Annotated in this window: 13 protein-coding genes; 10 read left to right on the top strand and 3 right to left on the bottom strand. The window is 64.6% G+C overall.

Going from position 1 to position 13,249, the window contains the following annotated elements:
* Window positions 1-58 precede the first annotated feature (58 nt).
* The gene (locus ROP_RS27320) at window positions 59-1,579 is read right to left on the bottom strand and encodes a sugar transferase (RefSeq protein ID WP_043825411.1); all 1,521 of its coding nucleotides are present in this window, start codon (window positions 1,577-1,579) and stop codon (window positions 59-61) included.
* A 516-nt stretch (window positions 1,580-2,095) separates the two neighbouring features.
* On the opposite strand from ROP_RS27320, the gene ROP_RS27315 reads away from it, so the two are divergent.
* The 3 genes from ROP_RS27315 to ROP_RS27310 all read left to right on the top strand — a co-directional run bounded on the left by ROP_RS27315 (window position 2,096) and on the right by ROP_RS27310 (window position 3,843).
* Complete coding sequence (locus tag ROP_RS27315; protein WP_015889253.1) at window positions 2,096-2,632, top strand: serine O-acetyltransferase; 537 nt, start codon at window positions 2,096-2,098, stop codon at window positions 2,630-2,632.
* 148 nt (window positions 2,633-2,780) lie between these two features.
* Window positions 2,781-3,062, top strand: coding sequence for a hypothetical protein (locus ROP_RS42755; RefSeq protein WP_148222519.1), 282 nt, complete (start codon window positions 2,781-2,783; stop codon window positions 3,060-3,062).
* Window positions 3,063-3,339: 277 nt separating this feature from the next.
* Window positions 3,340-3,843 (top strand): hypothetical protein, encoded by a 504-nt coding sequence (locus ROP_RS27310; RefSeq protein WP_015889252.1) that lies wholly within the window; start codon window positions 3,340-3,342, stop codon window positions 3,841-3,843.
* Here the strand turns inward: ROP_RS27310 and ROP_RS27305 are convergent.
* Window positions 3,827-4,225, bottom strand: coding sequence for a hypothetical protein (locus ROP_RS27305; RefSeq protein WP_043825409.1), 399 nt, complete (start codon window positions 4,223-4,225; stop codon window positions 3,827-3,829). The genes ROP_RS27310 and ROP_RS27305 overlap by 17 nt on opposite strands.
* Before the next feature lie 349 nt (window positions 4,226-4,574).
* Between ROP_RS27305 and ROP_RS27300 the strand changes: the two genes are divergently transcribed.
* Together ROP_RS27300 and ROP_RS27295 are read left to right on the top strand one after the other, a co-directional pair.
* Window positions 4,575-6,380 (top strand): MFS transporter, encoded by a 1,806-nt coding sequence (locus ROP_RS27300; protein WP_015889250.1) that lies wholly within the window; start codon window positions 4,575-4,577, stop codon window positions 6,378-6,380.
* A gap of 153 nt (window positions 6,381-6,533) precedes the next feature.
* Window positions 6,534-6,818 (top strand): hypothetical protein, encoded by a 285-nt coding sequence (locus tag ROP_RS27295; protein ID WP_015889249.1) that lies wholly within the window; start codon window positions 6,534-6,536, stop codon window positions 6,816-6,818.
* 84 nt (window positions 6,819-6,902) lie between these two features.
* Here ROP_RS27295 and ROP_RS27290 read toward each other — a convergent pair whose 3' ends face one another.
* The gene (locus ROP_RS27290; protein WP_080512528.1) at window positions 6,903-7,358 is read right to left on the bottom strand and encodes an SRPBCC family protein; all 456 of its coding nucleotides are present in this window, start codon (window positions 7,356-7,358) and stop codon (window positions 6,903-6,905) included.
* Window positions 7,359-7,596: 238 nt separating this feature from the next.
* On the opposite strand from ROP_RS27290, the gene ROP_RS27285 reads away from it, so the two are divergent.
* From ROP_RS27285 to ROP_RS27265, 5 genes are all read left to right on the top strand, one after another.
* Window positions 7,597-8,028, top strand: coding sequence for a nitroreductase/quinone reductase family protein (locus tag ROP_RS27285; protein ID WP_015889247.1), 432 nt, complete (start codon window positions 7,597-7,599; stop codon window positions 8,026-8,028).
* A gap of 127 nt (window positions 8,029-8,155) precedes the next feature.
* Window positions 8,156-9,595 carry a family 43 glycosylhydrolase gene (locus ROP_RS27280; RefSeq protein WP_015889246.1) on the top strand — a complete coding sequence of 480 codons (1,440 nt, stop codon included), beginning with the start codon at window positions 8,156-8,158 and terminating at the stop codon, window positions 9,593-9,595.
* Between the two features lie 184 nt (window positions 9,596-9,779).
* Window positions 9,780-11,204, top strand: a complete 1,425-nt coding sequence (locus tag ROP_RS27275) for an NAD(P)/FAD-dependent oxidoreductase (protein ID WP_015889245.1) — start codon at window positions 9,780-9,782, stop codon at window positions 11,202-11,204.
* Entirely contained in the window at window positions 11,201-11,569 is a 369-nt protein-coding gene (locus tag ROP_RS27270) for a cupin domain-containing protein (RefSeq protein WP_015889244.1), read from the top strand. Before ROP_RS27275 ends, ROP_RS27270 begins: the two co-directional genes overlap by 4 nt.
* A gap of 78 nt (window positions 11,570-11,647) precedes the next feature.
* Window positions 11,648-13,177 (top strand): APC family permease, encoded by a 1,530-nt coding sequence (locus ROP_RS27265; RefSeq protein ID WP_043825406.1) that lies wholly within the window; start codon window positions 11,648-11,650, stop codon window positions 13,175-13,177.
* Window positions 13,178-13,249: the final 72 nt, after the last annotated feature.

Raw genomic sequence — 13,249 nt, 5'->3', positions numbered from 1 at the left:
GTACTGGGTTGGGAGGTCTGAAGTGCATGGCTTCGTGGGTCCTTGTATCGTCGGTGAGCTAGTAGGCACCATCACCCGCAAGCACCGCCTTCACCGTCTTACCGATGATGAGCAGATCTCCCATCATCGACCAGTTCTCCACATAGGAAAGATCCAGCCGCACTGTCTCTTCCCACGAAAGATCCGAACGCCCGCTCACCTGCCACAGCCCGGTGACGCCGGGCTTGACGAGTAGGCGGCGCCGCACAGTGCCGTCGTAGGCTTCGACTTCACGGCGCAGCGGCGGTCTGGGGCCGACGACGCTCATCTCGCGCCGGAGGACGTTGATGAATTGGGGCAGTTCATCGATGCTGAATTTGCGCATGAAGCGGCCGACCTTGGTTACCCGCGGGTCTTCGCGAATTTTGAACAGCACACCGGCACCCTCGTTCACCTTCATCAACGAGGCCACCTGCTTGTCGGCGTCGACAACCATGCTGCGGAACTTGAGCATCGGGAACGGTTCGCCGTCTAGGCCCATCCGTTCCGACTTGTAGAACACGGGTCCTTTGCTGGTTAGCTTGATCGCCAGTGCGATAACCAACAGAAACGGGCTGATCAGGATCAACGCGAGTGTCGCAAACACGAAGTCGAAGGACAGCTTCGAGAACCTCTGGGCACCGTGGTACTGCGGCTTCTCCACATGAATCAGCGGGAGGCCGGCAACGGGGCGCATCGAGAGGCGGGGGCCCGAGACGTCCATCATCCCTGGAGCAACAACGAGATCGACGTGGTGCGGTTCGAGCGCCCACGCCAGATCCCTCATGCCGTCGTGACCGAGGTGCTCGGTTGCCGTGACAGCCACGGTGTCTGCCCGGCAGAACTTTAGCGACTCCACCACGGCCTGCTCGTCTCCGAGTACGGGGATTTCGCGCCCATTCACGGTGATCTTGTCGCCATACTTGCCGGTGTGTCCCGGGATGCACACGCCGACAACGCGGTAGCCGTCAGCAGTGCCGCGGGCGAAGGATTCGGCAAGGTTCCGCACCGAACGTTCCCCGCCAACCACGAGGACGGACGTCTGAAACTCTCCACGCGAACGCTTGCGCGCGACTACCTTGCGCCACACCCAACGGTTAACCGTCAGGGCAACCAGACCCACGGGGAAAGCGATGGCCAGGTACAGCCGTGCCAGGTCGAGTCGAAAGAGGAGCGCCAGGATCGCGATGAAACCGAAGAGACGCACGGTCGAAACGAAGATGCGGCGGTACTCGTCGGGGCCGCTTCCGATGACGCGGATGGTGCGGGTCCGGAAGATCACAAGCGTCACCAGCCACGCGGCCACCAAAAGAGCGGAAACCAGCGTGTAGCTTAGTTCGTGAAGAGCTTGTCCCGTGGTTAGAACACCGCTGTGGCCGAAGCGAATCCATTGGGCCAACGCCACAGCAGCGATCACCACCAGGGTGTCGGAGATCAGCAGTCGTCGTATGTACGCCGCCTGCCACTCTCGACGACTTCCGAGTCGTCCTGTCTCCACAGAGACCGTTGTCGCACCCGGCGCACCCGATGCGGGGCCGAGCGGAACATCGAATGCGGTCACATTCGTTGCCTTCCACCTGAGAACCAATAGGTCGGCAAGCGCTGCTGTCTTGCGACTGTTGGCGGTGGATGATGACCGCCCCCCTGTATTGCTGCCGGGTTGATGATCGCACCTTCAACCAACTTCGTTACAACTGGAGTGGCGAGAGTCACAACGGCGAGAGCCTCACCGCGAGAACAGGTTACTGCGCAGGTCACAGGACTATAGATCGAGTGAATGACATTCATTACACCAAACTATGGACCGCGAATAGGGTCGAAAGTCCTGGCACGCGGAAAGGAGTTCCGGTAGATTGGCCGAACTCTACTCATGAGTCAGATCGAATGGTGCCCTGCGGGGGCCGCACAGGCTCAACGCCTCGACCCAGGAATTTCTCAAATATCGAACCCCCACCGTTTAAACCCTCGGTCGCCGGAGAGAGAATTGAACTTCCTCAGGGTGGTGGCACGGTCGAGCGGTCGATTGAAACGCCGTGAGCAATTCTCGGTGAGTAGCCGACTAGGCTAGCCTGCCAGGATGAAGTACAGCGAGTTCCGCGAATTGGTCCGCAGTGACATCGAAGTCAACCGTCGAAGTAGTGGAATATTCGGCATCATCTCCGTCGCGGTATTCCGCATCGGCCAGTACGGCAACCAGGGTCGGGGCCCGCTCGCATGCGCAGCCAAGATCATGCACGTCCTCCTCGACACGATCTGGACGAAGATGATCATCGGGTCGGACATTCCCGCTTCGATCGAATGCGGATCTGCTCTCTGCCTTCCGCACGGTGGCCGGGGACTCTTCATCAATCCGGGAACCGTCATCGGCGACCGGGTCACGATCCAGCAGCAGGTGACGATTGGGAATCGTCCGCCCCGGCCTGAGGCTCCGAAGATTGGATCCGGTGTGCAGATCGGCGCGAAGGCCAGTTTGCTCGGGGAGGTCACGGTCGGGGACGGAGCGAAGGTGGGCGCTCACGCCGTTGTCACGAAGGACGTACCTAGCGGTAAAACAGTCGCTGGAGTCCCGGCTCGTGCTATTCACCCCGTTGACGAAGCAAGTCCTTTGGCCTGACGCGAAGAACACTGTTGCTTGAGGTTCGATCGCGATCGGCATCATGGCGTTCGCCCTCGTTTACTTCAGCTTCGCATTGGTCATCAGTGGATTTGTCGCGAGCGAGAGCGACAACAGGTGCGTATCCGCCTAGGTAACCAGTGTTCTAATGGACTCCGCCGCACAGGCGGCGGACGTCGGGAACTCCTACACCGATAGCGGAAACGGCTACGCCGGGATCGAGGCATTGGCGACGCGAGCAGTGCCTCTGGTTTGGACATGGCATCACCAGAACCGCAACATTGTTGCGCTAACCGCCAATCGTGTCCATAAGCGTGTTATCCGCGACCTCAACATCCGAGACGAGCGTGCTTCTTCCCTCCGGATTCTTCACCGGCTCATCGAATCGGAAATACACCCTCAGGCCGAGCAGCAATCGGTGACAACCTGAGTCGACTCATGGGTGTCACGGTGATCACGGCAGCGACGATCACCTGCTGGCACGGCTTTCTATTGTTCCGGCACCCCTGACGCCCGACGACGCCAAGAGACATCAATCGATCACAGCTCTTACGATCACGGGCCCGTAACGGCCTCCGCCATCAACGCAATCTTGCGCAAGATACCGATCGGATCTGGCGCAGCCCCAGCCGTTGGGGTTCTATCCCCGATTGCTCGATCAGCTCGAAGTCCCGATAGACCACCGAATTCAGTGGCACCATTGATCGGTGACCTACCACCCGCTCGACGATGCACCCCACCGCAGTCGCTTGCGCCGCCTGCGTGCGGCGTGGCGGAGGAAGCTCGATCCGAGTGAGCAGTCGGCGGTGGTGTCGTGGGGTGCGTTCACGCTGACGTTCGCGGGGGTGCGGGCGCTGACGCACTGGATCAGACGCGGGCACGGCCCGGCGGGCGGTGGGTTGAGTCTCCACGGCCGGCATTTCCACCACTACAACCTCGGCATCGCGGCGCTCGCCGGGGTCGGAGCCGTCGCGGTGCGCGGCTCGGAGAAACAACGCCACCACCCGACGGTGCCGATCTCGTACGGCGTCGGCACCGCGCTCATCGTCGACGAGCTGGCACTGCTGCTCGATCTCGAAGACGTCTACTGGGCAAAGGAGGGGCGCACGAGCGTCGACGCCGCGGTGATCATCATCGGGCTCGGCGGGCTGATGACCGCGGGATTCGAATTCTGGCCCGCTGCCCAGCGAGTGCTCACGGAGCCGACGTAAACGAAAGCACCCCCGACAACCGGGCCGTTCCCCACGGCTCGATGTCGTAGACCGGGATGCAGTCCAGACCGCGGGCACGCACCCGCTGCACGGCCGTCGCGTCCGAACCGGAGCCAGTGCCGTGGGCCACGGCCTCGGTGACGATCGCGCACAGCACGTCGCCGGAGAAGTCGCGGACCGGTTTCAGCCCCTGCTCAACCGTCCAATGCCTGACGGCCGCCCAGTGCGTCACCTCGGTGACGGTCGACGGGTTGCCGATGAACAACACACTCCGCGTCAGGTTCCGCCCGCCGGCGACCGGGGTGGGCTGCATCTGAATCTCCGCCTCGGTGCACCACTCGGACGCCAACTCCGCCAACCCGGTACTCGCAATCGTCGACATCATCCTTTTCCTGCCACTGTGACCAATCCGACGAGAACCATCCTGTCGCGAATCGCCCCTGGCACCTGTCCCCCGATCGGGCCGAAAATCGGATGAATCGCCTGTCCCCCGATCGGCCCCGGCCGCACAGCGCTGCGTCGTCGCTCGAGACGTCGTATCATCACAAACCTGATCGACCCGCCCGACGGAACCAGTTGGGCGACAGCGATATAACGGACAAACCGGGCATTTCCGAAAACGGGATGCCGTGGTCGTCCGAGGCTCACCACGGACAACGCACAACAACAGCACCCTTTGCCTTCCATTTACTTACTTTTGAAAACTATGAAAACCGGAGAGGTGAAATCCCGTGGTCTCGCAGACGCAGGAACCGCCGGTGTCGAACGGTGACGGCACCCGCACACTCGAGGCGCTCGGCCCCCACTACAAGTGGATTGCGTTGTCGAACACCACGCTCGGCATGCTGGTCGCGACGATCAACTCGTCCATCGTGCTGATCGCACTCCCTGACATCTTCAAGGGTATTCATCTCAACCCGCTCGAGCCCGGCAACACCAGCTATTTGCTATGGATGATGATGGGCTTCCTCGTTGTGACGGCCGTGCTCGTGGTGAGCTTCGGACGCCTCGGCGATATGTACGGGCGCGCCCGGATGTACAACATGGGCTTCGCGGTGTTCACGATCGCCTCGATCTTCCTGGCGGTGACCTGGTTCGACGGCTCCGAGGCGGCACTGTGGCTCATCGGGTGGCGCGTTGTGCAGGGTGTGGGCGGCGCCTTCCTGATGGCGAACTCGTCGGCGATCCTCACCGACGCCTTCCCTGCCGATCAGCGCGGGCTCGCGCTCGGCATCAACGGCGTCGCCGCGATCGCCGGATCCTTCCTCGGCCTGCTCATCGGCGGCATCCTCGCGCCGATCCACTGGAATCTGATCTTCCTCGTGTCGGTTCCGTTCGGCGTGGTCGGCACCATCTGGGCCTACCTGAAACTCCACGACACCGGCGTCCGCCAGCACGCCGACATCGACTGGTGGGGCAACATCACGTTCGCCGTCGGACTCATCGCCGTCCTGGTCGGCATCACCTACGGCATCCAGCCGTACGGCACCTCGTCGATGGGCTGGACCAGCCCGCTGGTGCTCTGGTGCCTCATTGGCGGCCTCGTCGTTCTCGCGGTCTTCTGCGTCATCGAGACCAAAGTCGCGAATCCCCTGTTCAACCTGCACCTGTTCCGGATCAAATCGTTCACCTGGGGCAACATCGCCAACCTGGTCGCATCGCTGGGCCGCGGCGGTCTGCAGTTCATCCTCATCATCTGGCTCCAGGGCATCTGGCTGCCGCAGCACGGCTACGACTACAGCCGCACCCCGCTGTGGGCGGGCATCTACATGCTGCCGATGACCATCGGATTCCTGATGTCGGCACCCGTCTCCGGCGTCATCTCCGACCGCTTCGGCACCAAGTGGTTCACGAGCATCGGCATGTTCATCACCGCGGGCACGTTCGGACTGTTGATCGCGCTCCCGGTGAATTTCCACTACTGGGCATTCGCCGTGACGCTGTTGATCAACGGAATCGGCATGGGCATGTTCTCCGCACCCAACCGCGCCGAGGTGATGAACAGCTTGCCCGCCAACGCACGCGGCGTCGGCGCGGGCATGATGACGACGTTCCAGAACGCGGCGATGGTGCTGTCGATCGGATTCTTCTTCAGCCTGATGATCGCAGGCCTGAGCACCCACCTGCCGTCGGCGATGAGCGACGGACTGATGGCCAACGGGGTTCCCGCGGCGCAGGCCACGCAGATCGCGAACCTGCCCACCGTCGCCGTGCTGTTCGCGGCGTTCCTCGGCGTCAACCCGATCAAGGAGCTGCTGGGACCGCAGCTGTCCTCGCTCACCGAGCAGCAGCAGGCGCACCTGACGGGTCTGGACTTCTTCCCCCAGCTGATCTCGGGCCCCTTCGCCGACGGCCTCGCCATGGCGTTCGGTTTCGCGATCGTCGCGTGCGTGATCGGCGGGATCGCGTCACTGCTCACCGGTCCCCAGAAGAAGGCAACCGCCGACGAACCCCACGAATCGGTCGGCGCAGAACTCGCCGGAATCGCCGGCGAGGCCGGAATGGGCCCGAGCGAACTCGTCCACGACCGGCCGTAACTCCGCGCGGACGTTCCGCAATGCGCAGGTGGGGCCTTGATTGAACCTGGCCGCAATGGGTATGCAGGCAATGTTCCCGCCGCCGACCCCGCATCCGAGGCCGCCGCGTCCCGCGGCGGTGACATCGTGTAGCGACACAGCAGGATCGATCTCATGACCACACACACGCACCTCACCACAGACCACGAGGAAATCCGGCAGTGGGTCCAAACCCATCACGGCACCCCCGCCCGGGTCCCTCACACCACCGCCGGCGACGTGCTCCGAATCGACCTGCACGGAGTCGACTCGGGTCTCGAGCACATCGCCTGGAAGGAATGGTTCGACACTTTCGACCAGCAGGGCCTTGCGCTCAGTTATCCGGATCCGCACCTACAAGGTGGGATCAGTGCCTGGTTCGAACTCGTCCCCCGACCGCACACCGCGGACCGCCCGTAGGCCCACGACCGTCTTCGTGGTCTCGTTCCGCGGGACCACGGTCACCAGGTTCGGAACGCGCGGGGTCGATACTCACGTCACGGGTCAGCTGTCGACGGTGAGCAGGTCTGCGAGGTTATCCAGGCTCGCCCGCATCGTGCGGGAGTACGCCTTCGCGACGATGGGGTCCGCCAGCTTGCCGAAGACCCCGCCGAGACCGCTTTCGCTATCGACGCGATAGGTGAACAGGGTTCCGCCGTCGACCTCCTCGAGCTTCGTCGTCGCCGTGAAACCGAGCCTGCCTTCCACCGACTTGGACGTGGCCACCTTCCCGGGCTGATGCTCGACGAATTCGGTCCCCCAGTCGATTCGCTTACCCAGGATTCGGTTCACCCCGCGCCACCGGGTGCCCACCCCGAGCTCCCCGTCGGTGACCTGCTCGCACTCGACGATCGACGCTTCCCACGACGGCCAATTCGCCGCGTCGGCGAGGAATTCCCATACTTCCGATGCGGGGCGGGCGATGACGACGGACTGCTCGACGACTGGCATGGTGATCATCCCTCTGTTGGTGAACGAACCGGCTGTGACCTGCCCCGGCGCACTTCCCCATCGACGCACTTCCCCATCGAGATGGCGACCGAAGAATGGAGACTGGTCTGTTTTCATCGTCCTCTCGTCCCGGGTCCGCTGTCACTGATCGTTAGCGCACCAAAGCGCGGGTCGATGGAGTAGCGACAGCATGTCGTCCAAGCTGCGAGTCACGTCGCGTGAGCGCCGATCCCGTTACGCTCGAGCCATGCCTTCGGATCGCGGACTCAAGTTCATGAACGCCGCCCACCGCGCGGTGCTGCGCATTACCGGCGGGCGGGTGGGAAAGAGTTTCGGCAAGATGCCGGCGGTGGAGCTGACCACCGTCGGCCGCAAGTCCGGGAAGGTGCACAGCGTCATGCTGACCGTCCCGGTGCAGGAAGGCGACACGCTCGTCGTGGTGGCCTCACGCGGCGGCGACGACCGCCACCCGGCATGGTTCCTCAACCTGCAGGCCAATCCGGTGGTCCAGCTGTCGCTGCAGGGCAAGCCCGCGCAGTCGATGCGCGCTCGCGTGGCAAACGCCGAGGAACGGGCCCGTCTGTGGCCGCAGGTGACCGCTGCCTACAAGGGGTATGCCGGCTACCAGAAGAAGACGGACCGCGAGATCCCTCTCGTTCTGCTCGAACCGACGACCTGACGCCGGTCACCCTCGGCAGAACACGGTTCGGTTGCAGTCCGGCAAAGGCGAGCCTGAATCACTCTTGACCTCCACCTCACCCTTATAGATTGGCGCATTCCGGGCGGGCGAGGTTTGGGAGTGACGCGTGAACACTGACGCTGCTGCGCTGCACACGTCCGGAACCCGGCGCCGGCCACGGGGATGGGTCGTGACGACGCTGACGCTTCTCGTCCTCATGGTCACGCCTGCCCCGTCGGCAACGGCCGAGGCGATCGTGCAACCCGTGGCCGCCGACCCGAGCGTCCTCCGCGCGTCCGACGGCATGTTCTACATGTACACAACGGCCGACGACTGGGGCGACGGCCAGGGCATGCACAACATGTCGATCTTCAAGTCCGCCGACCTCATGGACTGGATGTACCTCGGCGACGTCTTCCCCGACCGACCCGCGTGGCACCCGGACGGCAAGCTCGCGTGGGCGCCGAACGTCCTCGAAACCGGCGGGCAGTACAGCCTCTACTACTCCCTCTACGACGAGTCGAACCCGTGCGTCGGCCTCGCGACCGCCGACCGCCCCACCGGCCCGTGGAACGACCTCGGGCGTCCGGTGTTCTGCGCCCACGACGTGGGCGTCGGCGGCACCATCGACCCGTTCGTGTGGGACGACGGCACGACGAAGACGATGTTCGTCGGCAACTTCCAGGGCGTCCACGCCATCCCGCTCAGCGCGGACGGGACGGCGGCGGCCGGCGAACCCGTGCGGGTGGCGGACGAACGCTTCGAAGGCCCATACGTCGAATTCCACGACGGCTACTACTACCTGTTCCTGTCGGCCGGCAACTGCTGCAACGGCGCCGACACCGCCTACCGCGTCCTCGTCGGCCGGTCGGAGTCGCTGACCGGCCCCTACCTCGACCGCAAGGGGCAGGACCTGAACGACGGCGGCGGCGCCCTCATCCTCGCCGGCAGCGAACCGTGGGCCGGCCCGGGCCACAACACGGTGGTGTCCGACGACGCCGGATCGGATTGGATCGTGTACCACGCCATTCCGCGCGACAACCGGGATCTGCCCAGCGGCGCGCGGCGACGCGAGGGGATGATCGACCGGATCGTGTGGGCCAACGGGTGGCCCGAGGTCGGCGACGGATCGCCCGCATCGACCGGACCGGCGAACCCCGACACCGACCTGCCCGTGCGGGTCACGCTGAGCGGCGACTCCGACCTGACGCTGCCGGCGGACGGCGGACCCGTCGACGCCACGATGCTCGTCGAAGCACCCGCGGACCGTCCGTACGCCGGCCAGGTGTGGGTGAGCGCAGTCTCCCCCGACGGCCGCACCAGCGACCCGTTCTTCGGGCCCGTCGACGTCGACCTGCAACCCGGCGAGGTACTGGAGGAAGCCGTCTCTTACACCGTCCCGGGTGATGCGGTGGCCGGCACCTACTACGTCTACGCGTTCGCGGGCAGCTACCCCGACGAGACCGTCGAGTTCGGCACCGTGCACGCCGTCAAGTCCGGCGACGAGGCCAGGATCAGCCCCGTCCGTTCGGTCTCCCTGCACGTCGGCACGTTCGCGCGTCGCTAGCGACCCCTCGGTATAAAACGTCCCACAACAACCGATTCAGTACCCAATAGCCGCATCGACAACTGAATCCGCAAAGATTTTCGTCGATCGCTATTGAAATAGTGGCGTGCCCGCGTCAGGATAGAGACCACGGTGACGTGCCTCACACGCCACTCTCCGGTCATTCCGCCAACAAAGGTGCTCCATGCAGCAGACAGTGTTCGAGAAGAATCCCCCGAACGCCAAGGTCGTCGAAAATGCGCTCCGCCGCACACGACTGTCACCGTTCTGGATCGAGGACGTTGCCGACACCCCCACCTACCCGTCCGCCACCGCCGACGCCGCCTACGACCTGGTGGTCGTCGGCGGCGGATACACCGGACTGTGGAGCGCGCTCCTCGCGAAGCAGCGCCACCCCGACCTGTCCGTCGCCCTCGTGGAAGGCGAGACCATCGGATGGGCCGCCTCCGGCCGCAACGGCGGATTCGTCGAGGCCAGCCTCACCCACGGCAGCGAGAACGGCCGTCGACGCTGGCCCGACGAGTTCGACACCCTCGAGGCACTCGGCCTCGAGAACCTCGACGCCATCGAGAAGACGGTCCACACCCTGGGCCTCGACTGCGATTTCGAACGGAACGGCGCCATCTCCGTCGCCATCGCCGACTACCAGGCGCAGGAGGTACTCGACACTCCGTCGGACGCCACCACCACGGTGCTCGACGGGCCCGCGATGCGCGCGCAGGTGAACTCGCCGACGTACCTGGCCGGCGTGTGGGACAGGGAGTCGACCGCGCTGGTGCACCCGGCCAAGCTCGCCGCCGAACTCGGCCGCGCCTGCGCCGAGCACGGCGTCGACATCTACGAGCACACCAAGGTTCTCGACCTCGCCCACTCCCGGTCGTCGACCCGCGTCGGCGTGCGGACGGCGCGCGCGACCCTGTCCGCCGGACGAGTCGTTTTGGCCACCAACGCCTTTCCGTCGTTGCTGAAGCGCTATCGGCTGCACACGGTGCCGGTGTACGACTACGTCCTGATGACCGAACCGCTGTCCGACGCGCAACTCGCGGACGTGGGATGGACTGCCCGACAGGGCATCGCCGACATGTCCAACCAGTTCCACTACTACCGCCTCACCCGGGACAACCGGATCCTCTGGGGTGGATACGACGCGATCTACCACTTCAACCGGGGCATGCACCACGACCTCGAAGACCGCCCCGAGTCCCACACTCGGCTCGCGAATCACTTCTTCACGACGTTCCCGCAACTCGAGGGTCTCGAGTTCACCCACCGGTGGGGCGGCGTCATCGACACGTCCACCCGGTTCTGCTCGTTCTTCGGTTCCGCGGCGAAGGGCCGGATCGCCTACGCCGCCGGGTTCACCGGTCTCGGTGTCGGCGCCTCCCGCTTCGCGGCGAACGTCATGCTCGACAAGGTGTCCGGCGAGACGACGGCGCTGACGGACCTGAAGATGGTGCAGGACATGCCCCTCCCCTTCCCGCCCGAACCGTTGGCGGCAGCGGGCATCAACGCCACCCGGTGGTCGCTCGACCGCGCCGACCACACGGAGGGCCGGCGCAACGTCTTCCTCAAGGCCCTCGACGCCGTCGGATTGGGCTTCGACTCGTGACCGGGGTCGTCGCCTGGCAATCCGGACCACACACCGAGGCGCGCACCACCAACCTCGACTACCACCGCCTACCCGACGAACAGGTGGTCCACGGGCCGGCCCCGAGAGTCGGCGAACGCGTGCTCGGCGACTTCGCCGGCACCACCGTCGGCGTCTGGGAGATCGAGCCCAGCATCTCGTCCGATGTCGAGATCGACGAGGTGTTCGTCGTGCTCAGCGGCCACGCGACCGTGCAATTCGAGGACGGCACCCCCGATCTCGAGCTCGTTCCCGGAAGCGTCGTCCGCGTGCGGTCCGGTCAGAAAACCCGGTGGATCGTGCGCGAGACGCTGCGCAAAGTGTTCGTCGCCGCAGCATCCGACTGACCGCCAAAACCACTGCACCCCTTCATCACATCTGCCCGGGCACCACGACCCGCTGCCGCACACCTCGAGGGAGTATGAATGAGCATTGCCGAACCTCCACCCTTGAAGACCCCGCTCACGAAAACCCAGGAACCCGCCGCGAAGGGGCTCAACAGCGGCGCACTGGGTTTGATCGGCAACACCGTCATCGGGCTGTCGTCGGTCGCGCCGGCCTACAGCCTCGCCGCGACGCTCGGCTATGTCGTGCTGGCGGTCGGCGACAAGGCGCCGTCGATGTTCCTCGTCGCCTTCATTCCGATGCTGCTGACGGCGTTCGCCTATCGCGAACTCAACCGCGACACCCCGGACTGCGGGACGTCGTTCACCTGGGGCACCAAAGCGTTCGGTCCGTGGATCGGCTGGATGGCGGGATGGGGGCTCGCGGTGTCCGCGATCATCGTCCTCGCCAACACCGCGGAGATCGCGGCGATCTACCTGTTCGAGGTTCTCGGGTTGCACGCGGCTGCGGAGTCGCTCACCGCGAAGGTGATGCTGGGATGCTTCTTCATCGCGGCCATGACCTACGTCAGCTTCCGCGGCATCCTCATCAGCGAACGGCTGCAGAATGTGCTGATCGCCGTGCAGTTCACCGTGTTGATCGGAGTCAGCGTCCTCGCCCTGTCGAAGGTGTTCGGAGGCACCGCCGGCCCGCAGGCGATCACCCCGGAACTCGATTGGATCATCCCGACCGGCGTCTCGATGTCGAGTGCCGCGCAGGCCATCATCCTGTGCATCTTCATCTACTGGGGATGGGACGCCTGCCTGGCCGTCGGTGAGGAGACCAAGGACTCCGAGCGGACACCGGGACGCGCGGCCGTGCTGACCACGGTGATCCTCGTGGCCACGTACGTCCTGGTCGGCTACGCCGTCCAGTCGTTCGCCGGGTTCGGGGACACCGGCATCGGGTTGAACAATCCCGAGAACGTCGACGACGTGCTGACCACGCTGGGCGGGCCGGTCGCCGGTCCGGTGGCGGCCTCGTTGCTGATGCTGACGGTGTCGATCTCCGCGCTCTCCTCGACCCAGACCACGATCCTCCCGACCGCCCGCGGAACGTTGTCGATGGCGGTGTACGAGGCGCTGCCCAAACGGTTCTCCTCCGTGCACCCGCGTTACATGACACCCGGCTTCGGAACCCTCGTCATGGGGGCGGCAGCGCTGCTGTTCTACCTGGTGCTGTCGTTCGCCAGTTCCAACGCGTTGCAGGATTCGGTGGCGTCGCTCGGGCTCGCCGTCGCGTTCTACTACGGCATCACCGCCTACGCCTGCGTCTGGTACTTCCGGCGAACCCTGTTCGACTCTGCACGTAACCTGTTCATGCGCGGCATCTTTCCGCTGCTCGGCGCCCTGTGCATGACGTGGGCCTTCGTGCAGAGCGCCGTCGACATGCTGCGTCCCGACTACGGCTTCACCGCCTTCGGCCCGTTCGGCGGCGTGTTCGTCCTCGGCGTCGGCATGCTGGTCGTCGGAATTCCCCTGATGTTGCTGTGCTTCGCGACCGGCACCAAGAACTTCTTCCGCGGACGCACCCTCACCGCCGACACGGAAGTGAAGGTGCCAGAGCAATGAGCACTTTCGTCACCGGGAAGAGGCGATAGTTTCCGACAATGTCCGAGCCGATTGTCTTCGACACGACGAGCA

This window comes from Rhodococcus opacus B4 (genome assembly GCF_000010805.1).
In the GTDB taxonomy this organism is placed as follows: Bacteria; Actinomycetota; Actinomycetes; order Mycobacteriales; family Mycobacteriaceae; genus Rhodococcus_F; species Rhodococcus_F opacus_C.
Note: the sequence above shows the minus strand (reverse complement) of the source record. Positions and strands in the feature narration are given on the sequence as shown.